This window comes from Zymobacter palmae (assembly GCF_003610015.1).
In the GTDB taxonomy this organism is placed as follows: domain Bacteria; phylum Pseudomonadota; class Gammaproteobacteria; order Pseudomonadales; family Halomonadaceae; genus Zymobacter; species Zymobacter palmae.
Window position 1 is genome coordinate 1,671,750 of the sequence record NZ_AP018933.1, and the last position, 21,861, is coordinate 1,693,610.

A 21,861-nucleotide genomic window follows, 5' to 3' on the forward strand; every position below is an offset into this window, starting at 1 on the left:
CAGATCTTGTCTTTACCTTGGGCGAAGGCCATGCTGGAGAGCGGCGTTATGCTATTGCCAAACGGTGGCAGACACCCGCTGACAAGCGGTGTCTCATTCCACCATGAGCGGGCCTCGGAACGTCCCATCCATGGTTGGGGTGCACACGACACCGTTGGGCCCAGGCTTCTGATTCGGCTTTAAGCACTATCTTGTTTGTCTTTGGAAAAGGATGACATTCTTCATGAATAACAATGAACTTGAAGAGCTCAAGCAACGCTATGTCGTACGTGGAGCTGCTAGCAGTGCCAAACAATTTGCAGCCCGCGCAGAAAATGCAGAGATATGGGATGAAGATGGCCAACGCCTGATTGACTTCGCTGGCGGGATCGGCGTGCTTAATCTGGGGCACCGCCACCCTGACGTCGTTAAGGCAGTCAAGGATCAGCTCGACAAAGTGATGCACACCGCCGCCGGCGTCATCACCTATGCGCCGTACGTGACGCTAGCGGAACGGCTGTGCCAGTTGACCCCGACACGCGGGCCGGACCGCAAAGCGCTGCTGGTCAACTCTGGTGCAGAAGCGCTGGAAAACGCGGTCAAGATTGCACGTGCCGCCACTGGCCGTAGCGGCGTCATCACCTTCGAAGGCGGCTTCCACGGCCGTACGTTGCTGACACTGGCCATGACCGGCAAGGTGTGGCCCTACAAGGGCGAATTCGGCCCCATGCCGGGCGAGGTATTCCACGTACCGTTCCCCAATGCGTGGTACGGCGTCAGCGAAGACGACGCTATCGCGGCCATTAACGCTCGCTTCCGCACTGACATTCCTGCCGAACGCGTAGCGGCCATTGTCATCGAACCCGTGCAAGGGGAAGGTGGCTTCTATCCGGCCCCGGCGACGTTCCTGCGCAAACTGCGTGAACTGTGCGACCAGCACGGCATCATGATGATTGTCGACGAAGTCCAATCCGGCTTTGCGCGCACCGGTCGCCTGTTCGCCATCGAGCACAGTGGCGTTCAGCCCGACATCATGACAATGGCCAAAAGCCTTGCTGATGGCATGCCGCTGGCGGCCGTCGTGGGCAGTGCCAAGGTCATGGACGCTTCCGGCCCAGGGTCGCTGGGTGGCACGTACGGCGGCAACCCGCTGTCCTGCGCGGCCGCACTGGCGGTGTTGGACGTTATCCAGCATGACGGCATCCTTGAAAAAAGCGTTCTGCTAGGGGATGCCTTGATCGCTCGTTTCCGCGAATGGGAAGCCCGATTTACCTGCGTGGCACACGGCCGCCACCTCGGGGCCATGGCCGCCTTCGAACTGGTCGACGATAACGGCAAACCCTGTGCCGAACGAACCAAGGCCCTGACGGCCTACGCTCGTGAGCACGGCCTGATCCTGCTGTCGTGCGGGGTATTCGCCAATACCATCCGCATTTTGGTGCCGCTAACCGTACAGAAAGAGGTGCTGGAAGAAGGCTTGACCATTATCGAAAACGGGCTTGCTACCTTCGGGTAATTTTCCTCATCGGAGCAGGCAACCGCCTGCTCCGCCCCCTTGCCAGCATTACACTCCCCTCGGACCACCATCAGGTCGTACCTATAAAAGAGGGCCATCGCCTCGCTCGAACAGGTCAGCGATACCGGATATCAAACAACACAGTGGTCACGAGGCTTTCGCGATCAGCCAAACAGTCGACGATGCATACCGCTGATGATCTCGCGCTCTTCTTCGAATGATAAATCCAGTGCCATCTGCACCAGAGCCATCTGTCGCATTTTCATATAACCAATGTTTTGGTCCTGCGGGATGCCGAAGCTAGTATCGTTGGGGTCATCGTTGGAACGCTTGCACAGCGAATCATCGCATGAGTTGTAACCGGCACAGGACATGGGGCGCACCGGATAGATGCTGCACTGGCTGTCGATCAGGAAAGGACAGCGAACATTGATGCTACGCTGTTCCTGATCCCCAAGATCCTTCACGATCGGATAGCGCTCGACGATAGCTTCTTTGATCTTTGCCTGCTGCTCACTGTTCAGCTCGCGCAGATAATAGGCATGGATGCTGTCCAGTTCAAACTCGTAGGCTTCGATACGCAAGTGGCAACAGTGATCGCAGCCCTTGCAGCACGCGATCATCTTCGAGTCACTGGCTTCGTCCTCAATAGGCTCCAACAGCATGCGGCTCAGTTCGAAGCGGGCGTCATAGTCCTGTTGCCCGGCCTCTGCCAACGCACATACCTCGTCGACCTCTTCTCTGTCGATCGTATCCATCGCTTATCCTGTCCATTTACAGTGGGAAATGACCCTGACTAACCAACAAGCGCCGCGCTGGGACAAATCCAACGTGGCGCTTGGCGTCAATACAGTAGAATGGCGGCAGTATACGACCGACGACCCCAGCCGCGGCGCAGGTGCTGCGTTACGACGCACCCCACCACGCATTTCAGCACGGCATCCCCCAGCGGCTACAACCGTATCACTTCCCCATGGGCACCTACTCTGAGTGACGAGTATCTCTATTCAGTTAAACCAGACAGTGATGTCAGTAAAATAGGCCAAGATAAGCAGCCTTGACCACCGCGCGGGTCTTATTAAGAGCGTGTTTCATAACCCCCATGCCTATGTCATTGAGGATATTTCAAACCACAAAACTGCGGTAAAAGCCGTTTATTTTAGAAAGGGCAGCAGCCATTACTCAGGTTATGAAACAGCCTCTAAGAGCATCCCGCTTGTACAACATGATGAAAATGTAGGTTGATGTTACCCTGATGCACAACCAATTTATCGTTTTGCAAAGAACCCTTTATTTATCTTTCGTAGTGACAACATCACTTCAACGCTGCTCGCTTGATATGGGAGCCGAAGGTAATTTGTCTCTATCTTTGATAGCGTCTCATCGGCTATTCTTTTCCTAGATCTGCGCAAGTTCCCTCCTTCTTTCTAGGTGCTATAGTCAAAGGATAAGCCTTACTTTACAGGCATAGGGCAACCCTGCCTTTCCACTGTCTGCGACTACAGGAGTCGCCATGTCCACTCCCGTATTATTCCAACCCAACCGGATTGGCGCGCTAGCGCTCGACAACCGTATCGTCATTCCACCCATGTGCCAGTACTCCGCCCATGACGGTAAGCCCACCGACTGGCACACCCAGCACTGGGGCAACATGCTGCAGTCCGGTGCAGGTCTATTCATCGTCGAGGGTACGGCGGTCAGCCCCGAGGGCCGTATCAGCGCTCACGATCTTGGGCTGTGGGACGATCATACTGAAGCAGCGTTCGCTGATATCCTCGGTCGCGTGCGCCGCTACAGTGAAATGCCCGTGGGTATCCAGCTGGCCCATGCAGGCCGCAAGGCATCCTGCCATCGTTCTTGGATCAAGAAAGGCGCGCAGATTGCCCCCCATCAGCCAGAGGGCTGGCAAACCATCGCACCATCTGCACTGCCTTATGCCGAGGGGTATCAGACACCGCGTGAAATGGGTCTGGATGACATCAGCCACATCAGGCAGGCCTTTGTCGATGCCGCACGGCGCGCGGTCAATCTGGGCTTTAACCTGATCGAAGTGCACGCGGCACACGGTTACCTACTGCACGAGTTCCTGTCCCCCTTGTCCAACCAGCGCACCGATCAGTACGGCGGCAATCTGCAGAAACGTATGCGTTTTCCACTGGAAGTCTTCGCCGCCGTGCGTGACGTCGTGCCATCGAACATTCCGGTAGGTGTGCGCATTTCCGCCACAGACGGGGTAGAGGGTGGCTGGGATATCGAACAGTCCCAGGCGTTCTGCCGCGAGATCGAAGCACACAAAGGCAGCTTTATCGACGTCACCTCAGGCGGGCTGGACCCACGTCAGGTGCTGGACGACTATCCGGCCTACCAGATCCCACTGGCTCGCGCGATCAAGGCCGCCATTGATGACATTCCGGTGATGGGCGTAGGTCTGATCACGACGCCTGAGCTGGCCGAAGCCACCGTGGCGGTCGGCGATGTCGACCTAGTCGGTATCGGACGCGGCATGCTGTATGACCCCCGCTGGCCGTGGCATGCCGCGGCTAAGCTCGGCGCCTCAATCGAAGTGAGCCCGCAGTACTGGCGTGGTCACCCATCGGTATTGAACGGCACGTTCAGGATTCGTGGGCAGCGCTGAAGGCCGATGCGAAAGCTCGTTAGCACCTCACAGGAAGGGCTGTGCAAGAGCACCGGCAGGTGATTGAATCGACCATAGGAGAGAAACTTCTAGCCACAGGACATACCTTATGCGGCAATGCGGTTGGATGAAGGGTCTTTAGCAAGAAAGGCGCAATAAGAGGCTGTTTCGCAACCTGAGTAATGGCCATTGCCCTTTCTAAAATAAACGGCTTTTACCATAGATTTGTGGTTTGAAATCTCCTCAATGACATGGGTATAGGGGTTATGAAACACGCTCTAAATGTGAGCGCCTTTCCCTTCTTTGTGCCGAGGCTTACTGGGAAGCACACTCATCGGCCGTCGTTTCCACAGTGGCATTAGTGTCAGCGGTGCTGCGCGCTACAGAAAATCTTTCCGCAATAAGAAAAGGCCCCGCAGGGCCTTTTCTCAATGACGTCTATACCAGTACCGTCATCGTTAATTCATCGGACACGGCAACGTTACCGCTTATAGCGATTCGTCAGTGGCAACGCCACTCTCTTTGGGCTGCTTCTCGACGATGTACTTTGGCAGTTCGTAGCCCATCGTGTTGAGGAAGTTGCTGGTCAGCGGTACGGAGCCAACGTAGTCTTTCAACAGGCTCGTCAGCGCCCCACTGCCTTCCTTCTCGCCATTGCTGCCGCCCAGTACGTTCAGGCTGTCGATCTTGAGATTTTTGATTGCTTCCGCCTGAATAGCCGCCAGTGATTCGGACTTATCCAGCAACAGCAACTGAATGACCTTCTCACTGTCGCCACCGAACGCCTCCACCAGCTTGGCGATACCTTCAGAGCGAGCACGGTACTGCTGTTCAATACTGTAGGCTTCCGCTTCGGCCTTGATGCGAATGCCCTCAGCCTCACCTTGGGCGGCAATGCGAACTTGAGCCGCCGATGCCTCGGATGCGATTTCCAGTTTGCGCTTATCGACGTTGGCCGTCGGAATCGCTTCCTTCTCAATGCGTGCCTGTTCCGCTTTCTGGCGCTCCATGGCCACACGCGTATCGGCTTCAGCCGCTGCAATCTCACTGATGCGACGAGCATCAGCCATCTTGACCGCCAGCTCGGACTCGGACTGAGCAATCAGGCTCTTCGACTCGTTTTCCTTGGAAACCTGTTCCGCCTGGATTTCAGCCTGACGAATGGTCGAGTCACGGTGCGCTTCCTGAACCCCGATGGTCTTCTGCGCTTCAGCACGCGCGATGCCAATCTCACGCTCTTTCTCGTTCTCAGCGATCCCCATCGCACTGATGCGCTGCTGCTGCGACACGTCGATACGCGCGCTTTCGATGGTACGCGCCGTCTCACGCTGCCCCAGCGAGTTGATCACGTCGTTGTTATCAAGGATGTCCTTGATGTTGACGTTGATGATGGTCAGACCGATTTTGTTCAGCTCAAGCTCAACGCTTTCGTTGACCAGCTCCAAGAACTTATCACGGTCGCTGATAATATCTTCGATCTTCATGCGCGAAATGACATGGCGCAGCTGACCGATGATGATGTTGTTGCCCTGCTCAATGATCTGCGCGCTGGTCATGCCCAGCAGGCGATTAATGGCATTGTTCAGAATCGACGGTTTGTCAGTCGGAATCGCGACGGTGAAGGTCGCCGGAATATCAACACGCGTCTTCTGAATGGTTAGCGCTTCTTTCAGATCAACGGAGACCGTCAGCGGCGCCAGACTCATCTGACGATAGTCCTGCAGGAACGGAATGACGAAAATACCGCCACCCTGACACACTTTCTGCGGTGCCTGGCCCACGCTGTCGACGTTCTTATTCTTCTTGCGCCCAAAAACACCGTACACGACCATCAGTACGTTGTTGGGGACCTTCTTATAAGACTTGGAAATGAAAAGGCAGATCGACAGCAACAACACCACGCAGATAGCGGGGATCATCATTGCCGACAATGAAGATGTATCCATTGAAACGTTTCCCTTATAAATGTGTTTTTACTTTGATGATGGGGTTATCTGACGCCTCACCGATAACATCCACTACGGTAACCCGCGTGGATGACGGTATAGGCTGACCTTCTTCTGTAATTGCATCGAACGTACGACGCTGATGATACTTATCGAAGTAAGCCTGCCCCCCTTTCTGTCCATTGGCGTGAATCCTGATATATACCACCCCTTCATCCCCCCTTTCGACGATGAGGGCCTCAGGCATACCCGGCCTATCGAGCAGTCTTATCCATTTTCGCAGACCACCATATACCACGAGCGTGGCCACGCCGGCCGCCAGTGCGATAAGCATGGCACGATAGGAAGCATCATCGAACAACAGATAAGTCCAAAGCGCAATGGAACTACCGGAAAGCAGCCCGGAGAGCGTGAACAGCGAAAAGATAGAAAATCCTCCAGCCATGGAATCCAGATTCTCTAGCCCCGCCGACACGGCATCGTCATGACCATCACCAAGGAACAGGCTCACGATGAAATGCAGGAAGAACAAGGCAGTGCACACCAATGCGAATACCAGCAGGGTACTGAAATGCAAATTGGCCAAGCGCTATTTCCTCCTCTGAAAACAGAGCGTTCATTTTAAGGAAAATCCATATAGTGCACAAGAAAACCATAATATTATCATGGCCATTTTTTACCGTTGCATCACTCTCTTTTATTTCTCTTTCTGATAAATGATTCACACATAATATAAAAACATCAAACTGTTATATATAAAAACACTGTATAAACATGGCGACAGATGTTTAAGAGACGATATCTCTTTATTTTAACAGTGCGCTTAGAGACTGTTTCACAACCTTAGTAATGGCTGTTACTCTTTCTAAAATAAACAGCTTTTACCGCAGTTTTGTGGTTTTAAATCTCCTCAACGATATGGCATTGGGGCTATGAAACACGCTCTTATTACGTCTTCTGGAAACTATTTATATGGCGTAGTTGTTGCATAAACCATTCAAGCGAATTCTAGCCGCTACATCGCGTATGCATGGCCCTTGGCACAATGCGCGCTTTTTACTCACCTGCCTATCATGAAGAGGCCCTCTCATGCATGACACTGTCAATCTATGGCCGCTGATCGGTATCGCAGTCATCTCGCTCGGCTTCCTGCTGAAATTCAATCCCGTGCTGGTGGTGGTGACCTCTGGGGTCGTTACGGGGCTGGCCGCTCACATGTCGCTGGCAGATATCCTCGACAAGCTGGGCGCTGGTTTTTTAAGCACACGTAATCTGGCCCTGATCCTGCTGCTGCCGCTGGTCGTCATCGGTCTATTAGAGCGCTACGGGCTGAAGGAGCGTTCACAGGACTGGATTGCGGGTATCCGCAGTGCCACTGCTGGGCGGCTACTGATCATCTATCTACTGGCTCGCCAGATGACCGCGGCGCTGGGGCTGACCAGTCTTGGCGGACACCCACAAATGGTGCGCCCGCTGCTGGCCCCCATGGCAGAAGGTGCTGCCGAAAGCCGCTACGGTGCACTCTCGGACACGGTACGTTATAAGCTGCGCGCCATGGCTGCCGCCACGGACAACGTGGGTGTGTTCTTCGGTGAAGATATCTTCGTGGCCTTTGGTGCGATCATGTTCATGCACAACGTCATCCAGCAGGCCAGTGGCATTACGCTAGAACCGCTGCACATCGCGTTGTGGGGCATTCCGACCGCAATCTGTGCATTCGTGATCCATGCATGGCGCCTGCACCGTCTTGACCATACGCTTGCACTACTGCGAACCACGAGGGAGGGATAGAGATGTTCAAGCAACAGTATCTCTTTACCCTAGCGGGTTTGCTGCTGCTCGTTATCGCTGTCATGTCGTGCCGTGACAAAGGCAACCCGCGCCGCTGGTTTACCGGCCTGTTCTGGGGACTGTACGGACTGATCTTCCTCGTCGATGACTGGGCGATTCCACTGTTGGACCCCATCACACCGCTTGGCTCGACCGGAGCACGAACGCTGCATGTCGGGGTGGGTATGGTGGTGGTCGTGATGGCACTGATCGCTGGCTTCGGCGGAGTGCGACTGGGCCGCTATCATGCCCGCAGCGACGCACAGCGCCAGTAGAGTGCACGAACGTTCAAGAACCGTCTGTTCATTCCTACGCTGATGATTCCCGTGATGACAGCAGGTGGCGTAGTGGCCTTCACCTATGTGCCGGGGCTGCAGCGGGCCGTGTTCGGCGAGGGCAACCATTCCACGCTGATCACCCTGACGTCCATGACACTGGGCTGCCTACTGGGCTGGCTAATCGCGCTACGCATGACCCGTGAAAAACCGCAGCAATCGCTGCAAGAAGCAAGACGTCTGCTGGATTCGATCGGCTGGGCCTTCATTCTGCCCCAGATACTGGCAACGCTAGGACTGGTGTTCGTTGCCGCGGATATCGATACCGATATTGCCTACCTGACCCAGCACTATCTGGCACTGGACAGCCGCTTTGCGATGGTGGCGCTGTACGCCGTCGTTATGGCTCTACTGTCTATGATCATGGGCAACGCCTTTGCGGCCTTTCCGATTGCCACAGCAGGCATCGGTCTGCCAATTTTGGTCGGCCACTACTGTGGTGATCCCGCCGTCATGGCAGCAATCGGTATGTTCTGCGGCTACTGCGGCACACTGATGACCCCCATGGCCGCCAACTACAACATCGTGCCCGCGGCCCTGCTGGAACTGCCGGATAGGAATGGGGTCATCAAGGCACAGCGGCCCACCGGCATCGTGCTGCTCGGGGTGAACATCCTGCTGCTGTACTACCTGATGTTCCTGTAACCCTCACATTTCGCCAACGTCATGATGAAAAGGGATGGACACTATCGTGCCATCCCTTTCTGTCAGGTTAGTGGGGCCAGCACTCGCATCAGTACCCTTCGGCTATTTGCCTCACAACACACGGCATCGCCATGACGCTTCCCTTAAAGCATGTTTCATAACCCCAATACCCATGTCATTGAAGGGACTCCAAACCACAAATTGCGGTAGAAGCCTTCTATTGTAGAAAGGGTAAAAGACCATCACTCAGGTTATAAAACTGTCTCTTAAGAGGTGCGTAGATGCTTTTCGATAGCAGCCAGCCCATGCGCCATCGGCACGTCGATATCATCGTCTTCGAATACCGCGCCAAGCGCACGGCGCGCATAGGCCTTGCGCTGCTCGTTGACGATTCGTGTACCGACCAGCCCATCGGCGGCACCTGAAGCCACAACCTCCCGCAAGGCTTGAGCAAAGGCGGCCACCGCATGATCTTTTTCGCGCTCACCGAACGCGAAGTTGATCATATGCGTGCCGTTGCACTCCAGAAACAGTCCATGCTCGAAACAGGCCTGACCCACGGCGTCGCCCAGTGCCTCGCTGCCGAATACCGTCTTGAACATCAGCGGGGCTCCCGTCACCCAGAGCGGGATACCCGCGTGATCGGCTTGCTGCTGCAGCTCGTTCATAAGCGCGGTGCCTATCATCTGCGCGGATCGGTGCAGGGCTCCGTCTTCCAGCAGATCAAGCGCCGTTAATGCCGCCGCCATCGGCGTGACCTCCTTGTTGTACGTACCTGCCAACCCCGCAGCATCATAGGCGTCGATGATATCGGCCTTCCCGGCCACGCTCGACAGCGCCATTCCATTAGCGAGCCCTTTGCAAATCACCAACAGGTCGGCCGGAACACCGGCACCGTTGAGGCCCGCGGGCCCATAGCGCAGCCCCGACATCACTTCGTCCAGAATGAACGGCACGCCCGCCTGCACACAGAGCTGTGACATCGCCCTGAAATCGTCTGCGGAATACCAACCCGGTTCAGGCGTTACGATCACACCCGCAATCGCACCGCGGCCCTGTTCAAGCAAGTGAGCAAGCACCTCACGGCTATAACCGAAGTGGAACACATCGTTTTGAGCATCCCAGCAGACCTGCCGGAACCCGCGATGCCAATCGTGCCAGCCGTGATAGCCGCTGGAGAGGATGACACGCCGCCCGGTATAGGCCCGCACCAGCCTAATGGCCGCGCTGGTGCCTTCTGAACCCGTGCGGAAAAACAGCGCCTTTTCTGCTGCGGCATAGCGATCGACAAGACGCTCTGCCAGCGCAATGCGCTGCGGGGACAGCGTAGTCGGAAACATGAGGCCACGCTGGGTAACCTGCTCCTCAATCGCCTTGTCGATCTCGGCTCGGCGATAACCGAACAGCGTCGTACCGTTCGACGAGGTCATATCCAGCAGCGTGCGCCCGTCGCAATCTTCCAACCAGGCCCCTTGCGCTTTCTGCACGATGAACGGCGGCCGAGCGTCAATATCATAGTGGCGTGCGGCCGTAACGGCTTCCGCCTTCACCAGCAAACTACGGTTATCCATAACGGTTCTCCCTAGTGAGGATGCTTCGCGCGGTCAGCGCAGTGCCAGTGCCATGCGTCGTGCATTGGCCATGATGGTGTGAGTCGGGTTCCAGTTGCCGGCAAAGTTCATTACCGACGCGTCCATGACATAAACGTTATCGTAACCGTGTACCTTGCCCAGCGGGTCGACGACCGACCGGGCAGGATCAACACCCGCGCGTGCCGTGCCATGCAGGTGCGAAGCGCCTTTCCGGTGCATCGGGCGATCATGCCGGATCGTTACCGCCCCCGCCTCACGCAAAATCTCGTCGGCCCGCGCGGTGAGGTAAGCCAAGCGTGCTTCGTCGTTAGCCGTGTTGCGGTACTGGAAGCGGAGAATCGGTATACCGAACTCATCTTCCTTGTCTTCTAGGGTGATGCGGTTGTGGGACCACGGTTCATCACCCGCCAGGTAGTGGATTCTTAAATGACCGATGTTCTCTTCAGGAACCGGCGATGCCACTTCGTAGATCAGTCCGCCAAAGCGGGTCGGCATATCTGGAGCCTGATAGAAATCATCGGTATAGACCGTAGCGGGCGCACCTCGATGGGGCGCCGCAAGGTCCGCCTCTTTCAACCAGCGCCGATTCGATCCAATGGAATACCCACTGACCTTGAGCGACAGTCCGCGTCCGACCAGATCATGCTCGTTGCCGATACCGCGTGGGGCGAAAGACGATCGGGAGCGCAGCAGCAAAGCGCTGGACTGAATGGCATTGCTACAGCACACGACCTTCGCCACCGGTATGCGCAGACGCTGGGACGAGAACGGGATATAGCACTCCACGCCGCTGGCCTGCCCTTCGCTTTCTTGCAGGATGCGCTTGACCAGACAGCCGTACAGCACCGTAATACTGCCCGGCAGGCCGTCATCATTGATGATTGAGCGCGTGATGACCGATGCCTTGGCCCCCATTGGGCAGCAGCGACTGTCACAGGCGGCGCAGTAGCCACACCCGTGCGGGTGTTGCGGAGGAAGAATAGCCAGCGGCATGGGGTGCGGGTGGTAGCCCAGCGAGGACATGGCGGCGGCGATCCGCGTCGCACGGGCACTCAGCGGGTAATCCCCCATATGCTCAATACCCAGCAATGCTTCGATATACGCGTAGTGTTCGTTCAGTTCCTGAATTTCGATCGGCCAGTCAATGGCCATGTCAGATTCCAGAAACTGACTAGCGCGCAAGTCCGCGGCCCGGTAGCGAAAAGTGATAGCGGAATAAAACTGCATGCCACCCCCAACACAGCAGGCGGTCCACGGGTTGCCATCCATTTGCTCGGTGTAGGTCACGGCCTTGGTGAACGTGGCTTGGTGAGGCGTTAGTGCTGCCCCCGGAGATGGCAGACCTCCGAACTCCAGAATCAGTACGGCCTTGCCTTGCTCGGCAAGGGTGCGCGCTACCGTGGCGCCAGACGGTCCGGACCCTACAACCACGACATCAAAGGCATCCAGCGGCTTCTTATAGGCCGCAATATGCTGAATGGTTGTCATTGCACGACTCCTTTATATAAGGAATACCGATACGTTGCGGTATATCAAACGCCATTTGAATGACCGCAGGCACGCTATAATGTGGGTTTGAAATCCTGGGTTTAAGGTCGCTGATTCAACGTCGTTGGTTTAAACGCATGGGTTTAAAAACGTCTCCCTTAAACACGGGGATGCAAATCCTCTCAGTTAAAGACAAAGTTAAGTCGCATTGCTTAAAGTCTCTGCACATCGCCATAACGAGCATGGAAGAACTGTGGGTTATGGTAATTTCAGCGCCAGCGTTACCCTCCCGAGCTATATTGCAGGAATAATCAAACGTATTTTCTTTATTTATCGTTGATATAGTTCAACGCATATTGGCGTGCGCCAGATGAGCGATATTAAGATCGGAAAGAAAACGCGAGTGCCAACGATCAATGGTGGTCCTGTTCAAGGCCACCATCATTGCGCGATGGCGTTCTTGGCGTTCTTCCAAGGGCATGGTCAATGCCCGATTCAATGCCGCCGATACGTCGCTGCGATCGTAGGGATTGACGATCAACGCAGCGCTCAATTCATGGGCCGCGCCTGCAAAGCTAGACAGAACCAATACGCCAGGATCTTGTTCGGACTGAGCGGCAACGTATTCCTTGGCGACAAGGTTCATGCCGTCTCTCAGCGGCGTGACAAAACCGACACGTGCCTGTCGCATTAGTCCCGCCAAACTGTCGCGGGTGTAGTCTTGGTTGATGTAGCGCAGCGGCAGCCAGTCCAGGTCGCCAAAACGGCCATTGATTCTGCCGGTAAGCGTATTGAGTCGCTCGTGGATATGGCGGTAATAGTCGATGTCCTGACGGGTGATGGGCGCAATCTGGATGAATTGGACCCGACGGTGATGCTTAGGGTACCGATCAAGCAGCTGTTCGTAGGCCTGGAAGCGTTCGTGAAGGCCTTTTGAGTAATCGAGTCGGTCGATGCCTAGAATGGCCTGTCGCCCGTGATGACGGTCCGCACTGTTGAGCAGTGACCGCTCGGCCACGTGTGCTTCAGCCATCGTCGTAAACGCTTGCGGCTGAATGCCGATGGGATAGACACCTGTCGTCGGCGTCGCGCCGGGACTGCCGAAGCAGCGGGCATGGTCCAAAAAGGCCTGCTGATCACTTGTAGTCTGAAAACCCACCAGATCATAGTCGGCCAGACAGCCAAAGAGCGCTTGGTGCATGGGGATGGTGCGTGCCACTTCCACACAGGGAAAAGGAATATGCAGAAAGAAGCCGATACGGTTGTGTACGCCCAGCTGGCGGCACGCCGTGGCGAACGGGATGAGGTGGTAATCCTGCACCCATAGCACGTCATCGTCCCGCAGCAGCGGCTTCAACTTCAGTGCTAGCATCTCATTGACACGCCGGTACCCCTCATAATCCTGCTGATCGTAGTGAGCAAGATCCGTGCGATAGTGAAAGCTCGGCCACAGTACGCCGTTGGCAAAGCGACAGTAGTATTGCTGATACTGTCGAGGAGTGAACGACGTGGTCACGAAGGTGATATTGCCTGCTTGCTGCCGCTCCAGTGCTGCCGTGCTTTCGTCCACCTTGCCGTTCCAGCCGAACCAGATGCCCCCCACCTGATGCAGGGCATCCAGCAAGCCGCTGGCCAGCCCACCGGGACAAGCCGCTGCCGAAGGCGCCATAACGCGGTTGGATACGATGATCAGCCTGCTCATGATGCGTCCTCCCGTTCGTTACCACACGCCCGAATACCCTGCGGCGTCATCAGGCGCTTAAGCCACGCTTCCAGCGCATCGGGGTTCGCCAGACGATGCTGGGCCCGAGTATGCCCCTCGCCGACCCGGATACCTTTTCCCCCCAGTGCCTGCGCAGCAGCAAAACCTGCTTCATCGGAAAGATCATCACCAATAAACAGCGGCCGCCGTCCGGCAAAGCAGGGGGCCTGCATCAACGCCCGCAGTGCTTTGCCTTTATCAACCGCTGCCGGCCTGACTTCCACTACGCACTTACCGTGCTGCAAGGCCCAGCGCGTATCGGCCCTGACGAGCGCCTCGACGCGCTTCGTCACTTCTGCTTCATATTGAGGGCAAGCGCGGTAGTGCACCGCTATCGCCACTTCGCCCTTCTGCTCCACAAGGATGCCGGGCAAGGCGGCCACGGCGTTCTGTAACTGTCGTAGGAGCGTACTCGGCAATGGCATAAGTGCAGTATCCATGGGCTGATGGGGGTCTGCACGCATCTGTGCCCCGTGCACGCCAGCAGCGGGCACGCGCAGTGGGAACAACAGTGCGTCGATTTCCGCCAAGGGGCGCCCAGACACGACACCCCATGCACCACCGGCACCCGCCAAGCCGGATAGCACGCTTAGGCGTGAAGGAGGGATGCGAACCTTGTCCGGTCGGGAACATATGTCCGCCAGCGTACCGTCGATATCAAAGAAAAAAGCATAGTGCTGAAGCGTGATGCCTATCGGGACGTCGTCCGTCTCCATACCTTCTCTCCTCTGCACCGGAATCGCTGCATGCTTGGGGCATCCTATACCGCTATTGCATCAGCGGATGCCCAGTTAATATCAGAGACAATATTTCTGTAGTGATGCATCGTTAAATGCATCAGCGTCATCTTATTTGCCTAATAAGACAGGGCGTAGTAATAAACACGAGACAATAAGTTCCATCTTGTTATTTATCTCTAACCGTCCATTTGGACAGGATATAGAAATATTCAATAAGTCAATAAACAACCTCTATCAGCAGTGGTTTCTTTTAGGTTAAGACCATATTCGAAAGCCTGCCAAGTTATACTTTAGTTTTTCTGTATAGATTCATTATTATTGTCATTTTCATACTTCTTGCCCCATTGAATTAAATTTCAATATTTACACATATTGCTTGTCAAGAAAGGGAGTGGTAGGTGTATAACAGCATTTCAAATGCAACGGTTACTTTCCCATACGATACGCCAAGACTTCTTTTTCATCGATTCTTATTTATTTTCATAACCCAGTGTTTTCCATAAGTAATGCCTTAGCCAGTGTGAGGAGAATATATGTCTAACCCTGCCGATAAGTTCAGTCCTTTATTATCATCACCTGTACTTCTGGGCGGTGAAAATCGCTCAGGCACGACGCTGTTGAGTGTGGTGTTGGATTCTCACCCCTCACTGGTCGTGGGGCCGGAAATCGACTTTACCGAGCCGGTCAATCTGGGCCCGCACATCCTTGACGCCTGCGATTTTATGGACGGTCATGAGGAAGATCTAAAAGGAGCCACCAAGGCTTCGATACCGGAACAATGGTTCGATGGCGTGCACTTTGTCGCCCAGTGCGAACGCTTCGGCCTGCATCGCGATGATGTTAGGCGTCTGGTGACCACACTGATGGCGGAATGTGGCAGTGAACTGGTCTCGCTGATGGATCGCTGTCGCTTAGTCGATGCCATCGGAACACTACGCTGCCAACAGACGGGGGCCCAGCGCTGGGGCTTAAAACTTCAACGTAAGATCAAGGATATCGCTGCCTATGCGGCCTTCTGGCCCAACGCGCAGTTCATCCACATTATCCGTGATGGGCGCGATCTGGCCGCCTCCCACCTGAAAACCGTGCCGGACTGGGGCTATCCCACCGTGACCGATGCAGCCCACGGTTGGCTGGAGATCGTTGCACATACGCGTCAGGCCGCTCCGGCCGAACGCTATCTGGAAATCAGGTACGAAGATCTGGTGACTCGCCCGCGCGATACAGCACAGCGCATGCTGTCGCTGCTCAATCTTCCTTGGAACGACGCGCTACTTCACCACGCCGACCAAGGCCATTCTCTGTTCGATACCCCCTGGGGGCACCCCGCCGCAGACGCGGCCAGCCAGCCGCTCTACACCGGGCGCAACGGTCGCTACCTGCAGGACCTGACGCCACAGCAGATCGTGGAGTTTGAACGCATTGCAGGCGATGAACTGGTGCGTCTGGGCTACGGCCTCAGCGGGCAATAACTCATTGAAAGAAAGGTGCACGCATGCCAAGCGAACACCCCGCATCCCGCAAGCTACCGTTCGGGTTTCATCTACTGCTGGCGGGACAGTCGGTTTCACTAATGGGCACGCAGGTGTCGACGCTTGCCCTGCCGCTGACGGCGATTGCCGCCAGCGGTGCCAATGCGTTCACCACCGGCATGCTGCTGGCCTGCGCACGGCTTCCTTATCTGCTCGTGGGGCTGTTTGCGGGCCTGCTCGTCGATCGGATATCACATCGACGGCTGCTGATGACCGCCAACTTTGTGATGGCCCTAGTTTTCATCACCATTCCTCTGATAGCACTGTCCAGCGGACATATTCGAGTGGAACAGCTGTATGCCGTGGCGCTATTGACCGGTACAGCACTGGTGGTTGCCGATATCACCTTTCTTTCCTGGGTACCCGCACTGGTACAGCCCTCGCTGCGGACTGCCGCCCAGAACCGCATTGAGCTGGCCCAGTCAGTCGCGGTGGTGATGGGACTGCCCATGGCCGGCTGGCTGATCGGTGCGCTAACGGCTCCCATCGCCATTCTGACCGACGCGCTATCACTGTTGATTATGACCGTACTGCTACTGTTCGTTCCCGCCCGTTCTACCTCCGCCCTAGTGCCCCTTGCACCAACCGAGGGTCTGCCACCCCACTGGTGGACAGAAGCGCTCGAAGGCGCACGCTTCGTCATGCACACCCCACTGCTTCGCGCAGCGACACTGGCAACCGTCACTATCGTCTTCTTCCAGAGCGCCTATGCCGCGGTATTCATCCTGCACTTGTCTACACAGCTGCATATGAATGCAACTGAGATCGGACTGGTAACAAGCATGGCGGCCATTGGCAGCCTGTGTGGCGCAGTGCTGGCTCGTCCCATTGCCCAGCGGCTTGGGGTTGGGCGCACGCTGGCGCTGGCACTAACGGTCAGCGCAGCGGGTGCGCTGCTCTGCCCACTCTTTCCGAGCAGGATGATGACCGCCCTATCGCAATGCACGCTATGGCTCGGCATGCAGGTCTACAACGTGCATCAAGTGCCAATCCGTTCCGTACTGGCCCCCGAGCACCTGCACGGACGCGTTAATGCCAGCATTCGCACGCTGGTCTGGGGGCTAGCCCCACTGGGGGCCGTGCTGGGTGGGATCAGCGGCAATGCACTCGGCACCTCCGCTACGCTAGCGATTGCGGCATGTCTGATGGCCAGCGCCAGTTTATGGGTCATCGCCTCGCCCCTATGGGCGGTGCGTACCCCCTACCTGACGCTGCACGGCCGCCGGCAATAGGCGCCACCCTTCTCGTCATCATCGAAACAAGGAGAGCCCCATGAAATTCGTCGATACCGCGTCACTTTCACTGCCTTCTGGCGTGCTTACCTTATGGCGTCCTATCGCCCCCCCATTGAGCGACGAACGGTGGCGTAAGGACACACGCCGTGCGTCTTGCCTTCAAGAAGCCAGCCTGTCGAGCACTTTCGAGGCACTCAACAGCGGCGTCACGCCACCACCTTCATGGCTCGGTTGTACCTTCGAGATGGCCGCCGATCTTGATGCCGATGCTTTCGCTGCCGCGCTCCGTCTTTGGATCAATCGACATGACACCCTGCGCAGCAGGCTCGTGCCACTCGACGCGCCGGTGGCCAACAGCCAGCTCCAGCGCTTCACCCTTGATCCCGGCACTGCCGATATTGAGCACGTAACGGTGGATACCGCAGTGTCCATCGCAAAAAATGAGCCGCTATCAACCGTGATTGAAGACCTGTTTGACGAACAGGTGGGACCTTGCCACTGGCCAGGCTACCTACTGCTGACGATCTCGCACAGTCGCGCCACCACGGTCTGCCTAGCGGTGGATCACTCCCTCATCGACGGCTATGGGCTACTCAAACTGCCCAAAGAGCTGCACATGCTCTATGCCGTGGCACAAGGCACGCAAGCGCCCTTGCCTCCAGCGGCGAGCTATCCAGACTTTGCTGAAGCCGAGCGCCGCGAGGCTGAGGCACTTACTGCTAGTAATGAGGCTATCCAGCGCTGGCGGCGCTGCCTTGAGGCGTTCGGCGGTACGCTTCCGCCGTTTCCGATTGATGTGCGCCATCCCGACGCCACTGCCCCCGCTCAGCGCAGTGGCTACCTCAAACTGCTGGATGAAGCGGATACCCGTGCCTTTACCCAGCAGTGCCGAACAGCAGGCGGTGACCTATTCTCAGGGCTGTTTGCCTGCCTCGCCAAAGCCGCCCGTGAACTGACGGGCAACCCAGCCTTTCACACTATGGCCCCCTTTCAGACCCAGCCAAGCCAATGGTCCTCCTCTTTGGGATGGTACGTGGGCATGGCACCGGTCACCTTTCCTTTGGGCGAAGAAGAAACATTCGAGACCGCGATAGGGCATGCCGCTCAAGGGCTTCAGGCCCTCAAAATGCTTGCGCTGGTTCCGATCACACGGGTAGCCGAGCTACTGGAGCAGCCACTGCGCGATACTTTTATGGTGTCGTTCATGGACCTGCGCCGCGTGCCCGGTGCACGCGAGTGGGAAACGTGGCGTGTTGCCTCCTTTCACAGCCGCAGCAACGACCCCGACGAAGTCTGCCTGTGGTTCATGCGCACGCATGGTGGACTGATCGTTGACTACCGCCACCCGGCTACGGCAGCGGCCGACCGCGTGGTCGCGGACTATATCGCCTGGGCCAAGCGCCAGCTCAACGCTATTGCCAGTACCGCAACATGGCATATCCCCTCATCGTGAGGCTGCCAAAACGCCCCAACCCACTCGACCAAGCATCAAGGATGGGATTTGCCCGCAGCTTAGACGGGGTGGCGCAGAAGCCAGAAGCCAGAAGCCAGAAGCCAGAAGCCAGAAGCCAGAAGCCAGAAGCCAGAAGCCAGAAGCCAGAAGCCAGAAGCCAGAAGCCAGAAGCCAGAAGCCAGAAGCCAGAAGCCAGAAGAGGCTACCCGGTGCCCTTATGGCGTCAAGAGGTGAAAGGTGAAAGGTGAAAGAAAAGCATATTCCTCACAGGGTATGCACGGCGCATTCGATAACCTTTTTCATTCAGTGCGCGCTAGCTTCCTGCGCCGCCTTTCCTATTGAAAGGCGGGCATTTTTCAATCGTTAGCGCGATATCATCACCTTCACTTTGAGGCAGTATCTACAGCGCTACGACCGCCAATTTTACCAAAAAGAAACACTTTTTCACCGCTCATCACCATTGCCTGCACCACCCCCCAATCCATCACCAAATCGCCTTCTCGATCCCTGATCTTTGCACTTGGCCAAGTGTTTACAAGTGATAACCTCCGTCATATGGAAGCGGAAAAATCATTCTTTCTGCTGCCATATCGCAACGTTACGTTCCTCGCACGCTCTTTTATCAGCATGAATTTCATCATCGAAAGAGGATTCCAGAATGACGCTTCAGGCCGAACAACCCCGCCCGTATGCTCCGCAATCATCTCCCGTGCAGGTCTACACCGAATGGGACCCCCTTGAGGAGGTAATCGTCGGTGTCATCGACGATATTCGCATCCCCGACTGGGATCCGAATATGAATGCCGTTATCCCAAAACCCTACCGTGACTATTTCAGAACGAATGCCGGACAGCGCTTCCCGCAGTCGCTGGTGGATAAGGCCCGTGAAGAGGTGAATACGCTGGCCGAGATCCTGACCAGCGAAGGAATCAAGGTGAAGCGCCCGAACGAGGTCGACCATCATCAACCTGTCGTCACGCCGCATTTCTCAACCGGTGGCGCGTTTTATTCCGCAATGCCGCGCGACTGCCTACTGGCCATCGGCACCACACTGATCGAAGTACCGATGGCGTGGCGCAGCCGTTATTTCGAGATCTTCGCATTCCGTGATCTGCTTAATGACTACTTCAAGCGGGGTGCCGACTGGGTTGCGGCCCCCAAACCCATGCTGAAGGACAGCCTGTGGGACGAAAAGCACGACTTCGATCAGGAATTTCCCTTCCGCTCCATCATCAAGGATGACGAGCCGCTGTTTGATGCCGCCGACTTCATGAAAATCGGGCGCGACATCATCGGCCAGCGCAGTCATGTCACCAACGACCTGGGCATTGAGTGGCTGCGCCGCACGCTGGGCGACGGCTATCACATCCATATCTACGAATTCGACGAGCCCGACCCGATGCACATCGACACCACGATTCTGCCGATTGCCCCGGGACGCGTCATCGTCAACAAGGGCTGGGTACCAGCGCTGCCCGATATCTTCCGCGACTGGGAGATCCTGACGCCCCCCGCCTCCAATCTGCCTGACGACCACCCGCTGTTTATCACGTCCAAGTGGATTCATACCAACGTGCTGATGCTCGATGAACGTACCGTCATTGTCGAAAAGGACGAAGAGCGCCTCATCCACGCGTTCCATGCGTGGGGCATCAAAACCATTCTTTGCCCTTTCAAGCATTTCCAAACCTTCGGTGGCTCCTTCCACTGCGCCACGCTGGACGTGCGCCGTTCCGGCAGCCTGAAACGCTATATCTAGCGGCGCGTCACCCCCCTATGCCCTGTTCCCTATCCGAGGATAATGATATGACGATTCCCCATCGTGACACGGTGCTGATCATTTCGTCAGAACTGGACATCGACACTACGGTCGACGCCATCAAGACTCAGTGTGCACTGGACAACACCCAATTCATCTATTTACTGGAAGACCTGCTGGAAAAGGCGGATGCCACGCTCAAGGCGCGCGACGATGTCTATCTGGTGCGCGATTTCGCCGTACATCAGGAAGTCGAGGCTACCTTCGAGCGAATTGCGGCACACCATACGGTCACCCGTGCGGTACCCAGCGATGAATTCGCGCTATACATTGCGGCGTGGGCCAACGACCGCTGGCAGCTGCCGGGCATCGACTACGACACAGCCCTCAGGTTCCGCGACAAAAAACGGATGAAGGCCATCGCGCAACAGGCAGGTATCGCCACAGCTCGCGAAATCACCCCCGATGATATTTCTTCGGGCTGCATTCCGTTTCCGATCATTATGAAGCCCCGTTCGCTTGCTGGTTCTGTCGGCGCACGGGTACTCCATGATGTATCGGCACTTGATGCGCTGGCTCTGGATCGGCAGGACGACTACCGCGATATGGATGAGAAACAATTCTTTCTGGAAACCTACAACCCCAACACCATCTATCACCTTGACGCCATCGTCATCGACAAGGCGCTGAGCTTTCTATCGGTCGGTGAATATCAAGGCAAACCAATCGACTTTCTACGCGAAGAAGCACTCGGCTCGCTCAATGAAACCGATGACGATATCTCACGGGTATGGCGGCCTTTTGTGGAGGCGATCGTTGAGGCCTTCGAGGCCCCTGACGGTGTCTATCATATCGAGGCATTCAAGAACGATGACGACCACGTCGAGCTGCTGGAAATCGCTTATCGCCCCGGCGGTGGCCCCATCGTCGAGCTGCTGCAAGAAGCCCACGGCGTCGATCTGCGACGGTTGCACGTCGCCTTGCAGATGGGGCTGATGCGTTCGCTGGCCCCGCACGCCAGCAAAGGGGGCTATGGCTGGATCATGTTCCCGAAACGCCATATGTCACGCCGCGATCTGTATGTCAGCCATATCGACATCCCCCCCGCCGATGAACTGCCTTCGCTGGTCAGCCACTCGGTGCTGTCCCCGGGCGAACTGGCCAGTGGCGAATTTTTCTGCCACTCCGACTGTCTGGCGACGTTCGTCTTCCACGGCGATCGCCAGCAGGTGATGCTTGATCAGCAGCGTGTCTATAGAACCTTTAAGGCCGCACTGACCTCCAAGCGCCCTGCCGTACACTGAGGCTAAGCGAGTCATTCACGCCTCGTTTCGCTCTTTTATGACACAAAAAAGGCATGCCCATGGGCATGCCTTTTCGCTTGGATCACCGAGGACCCTCTCGCTCACCTGAC

General features: G+C 56.3%; 15 protein-coding genes and 1 pseudogene. 9 read left to right on the forward strand and 7 right to left on the reverse strand.

Going from position 1 to position 21,861, the window contains the following annotated elements; all coding sequences use genetic code 11:
* The first annotated feature begins 223 nt into the window (after positions 1-223).
* Complete coding sequence (gene gabT, locus ZBT109_RS07505; protein WP_027706306.1) at positions 224-1,495, forward strand: 4-aminobutyrate--2-oxoglutarate transaminase; 1,272 nt, start codon at positions 224-226, stop codon at positions 1,493-1,495.
* Positions 1,496-1,659: 164 nt separating this feature from the next.
* On the opposite strand, the gene ZBT109_RS07510 is transcribed toward gabT, so the two are convergent.
* Positions 1,660-2,253, reverse strand: coding sequence for a YkgJ family cysteine cluster protein (locus ZBT109_RS07510; RefSeq protein WP_027706305.1), 594 nt, complete (start codon positions 2,251-2,253; stop codon positions 1,660-1,662).
* 755 nt (positions 2,254-3,008) lie between these two features.
* Here ZBT109_RS07510 and ZBT109_RS07515 point away from each other — a divergent pair.
* Complete coding sequence (locus tag ZBT109_RS07515) at positions 3,009-4,130, forward strand: NADH:flavin oxidoreductase/NADH oxidase (protein WP_027706304.1); 1,122 nt, start codon at positions 3,009-3,011, stop codon at positions 4,128-4,130.
* A 488-nt stretch (positions 4,131-4,618) separates the two neighbouring features.
* Here ZBT109_RS07515 and ZBT109_RS07520 read toward each other — a convergent pair whose 3' ends face one another.
* Both ZBT109_RS07520 and ZBT109_RS07525 read right to left on the reverse strand, forming a co-directional pair.
* A complete protein-coding gene (locus ZBT109_RS07520) occupies positions 4,619-6,076 on the reverse strand; it encodes a flotillin family protein (RefSeq protein WP_027706303.1) in 1,458 nt (485 codons plus the stop codon).
* A 13-nt stretch (positions 6,077-6,089) separates the two neighbouring features.
* Complete coding sequence (locus ZBT109_RS07525) at positions 6,090-6,662, reverse strand: hypothetical protein (RefSeq protein ID WP_027706302.1); 573 nt, start codon at positions 6,660-6,662, stop codon at positions 6,090-6,092.
* A 503-nt stretch (positions 6,663-7,165) separates the two neighbouring features.
* On the opposite strand from ZBT109_RS07525, the gene ZBT109_RS07530 reads away from it, so the two are divergent.
* Both ZBT109_RS07530 and ZBT109_RS07535 read left to right on the forward strand, forming a co-directional pair.
* A complete protein-coding gene (locus ZBT109_RS07530) occupies positions 7,166-7,867 on the forward strand; it encodes a DUF969 domain-containing protein (protein ID WP_027706301.1) in 702 nt (233 codons plus the stop codon).
* Between the two features lie 2 nt (positions 7,868-7,869).
* Positions 7,870-8,886: pseudogene (locus ZBT109_RS07535) on the forward strand (DUF979 domain-containing protein).
* A gap of 266 nt (positions 8,887-9,152) precedes the next feature.
* Here ZBT109_RS07535 and ZBT109_RS07540 read toward each other — a convergent pair.
* The 4 genes from ZBT109_RS07540 to otsB form a co-directional block, all read right to left on the reverse strand.
* Positions 9,153-10,457, reverse strand: coding sequence for an aminotransferase class III-fold pyridoxal phosphate-dependent enzyme (locus ZBT109_RS07540; protein ID WP_027706300.1), 1,305 nt, complete (start codon positions 10,455-10,457; stop codon positions 9,153-9,155).
* Between the two features lie 33 nt (positions 10,458-10,490).
* The gene (locus ZBT109_RS07545) at positions 10,491-11,966 is read right to left on the reverse strand and encodes a GMC oxidoreductase (protein WP_027706299.1); all 1,476 of its coding nucleotides are present in this window, start codon (positions 11,964-11,966) and stop codon (positions 10,491-10,493) included.
* A gap of 346 nt (positions 11,967-12,312) precedes the next feature.
* Positions 12,313-13,668 (reverse strand): alpha,alpha-trehalose-phosphate synthase (UDP-forming), encoded by a 1,356-nt coding sequence (locus ZBT109_RS07550; RefSeq protein ID WP_027706298.1) that lies wholly within the window; start codon positions 13,666-13,668, stop codon positions 12,313-12,315.
* Positions 13,665-14,444: a trehalose-phosphatase gene (otsB, locus tag ZBT109_RS07555; RefSeq protein ID WP_051524240.1), complete on the reverse strand. Its 780-nt coding sequence runs from the start codon at positions 14,442-14,444 to the stop codon at positions 13,665-13,667. Before otsB ends, ZBT109_RS07550 begins: the two co-directional genes overlap by 4 nt.
* A gap of 557 nt (positions 14,445-15,001) precedes the next feature.
* Here otsB and ZBT109_RS07560 point away from each other — a divergent pair.
* The 5 genes from ZBT109_RS07560 to ZBT109_RS07585 all read left to right on the forward strand — a co-directional run bounded on the left by ZBT109_RS07560 (position 15,002) and on the right by ZBT109_RS07585 (position 21,751).
* The gene (locus tag ZBT109_RS07560; protein ID WP_027706297.1) at positions 15,002-15,940 is read left to right on the forward strand and encodes a sulfotransferase family protein; all 939 of its coding nucleotides are present in this window, start codon (positions 15,002-15,004) and stop codon (positions 15,938-15,940) included.
* 23 nt (positions 15,941-15,963) lie between these two features.
* Positions 15,964-17,232: an MFS transporter gene (locus ZBT109_RS07565; RefSeq protein WP_051524239.1), complete on the forward strand. Its 1,269-nt coding sequence runs from the start codon at positions 15,964-15,966 to the stop codon at positions 17,230-17,232.
* 40 nt (positions 17,233-17,272) lie between these two features.
* On the forward strand, positions 17,273-18,688 hold the full coding sequence (locus ZBT109_RS07570; protein ID WP_027706296.1) for a condensation domain-containing protein: 1,416 nt from the start codon (positions 17,273-17,275) through the stop codon (positions 18,686-18,688).
* Positions 18,689-19,346: 658 nt separating this feature from the next.
* Positions 19,347-20,447 carry an amidinotransferase gene (locus ZBT109_RS07580; protein WP_027706295.1) on the forward strand — a complete coding sequence of 367 codons (1,101 nt, stop codon included), beginning with the start codon at positions 19,347-19,349 and terminating at the stop codon, positions 20,445-20,447.
* 47 nt (positions 20,448-20,494) lie between these two features.
* On the forward strand, positions 20,495-21,751 hold the full coding sequence (locus ZBT109_RS07585; RefSeq protein WP_027706294.1) for an ATP-grasp domain-containing protein: 1,257 nt from the start codon (positions 20,495-20,497) through the stop codon (positions 21,749-21,751).
* Positions 21,752-21,861: the final 110 nt, after the last annotated feature.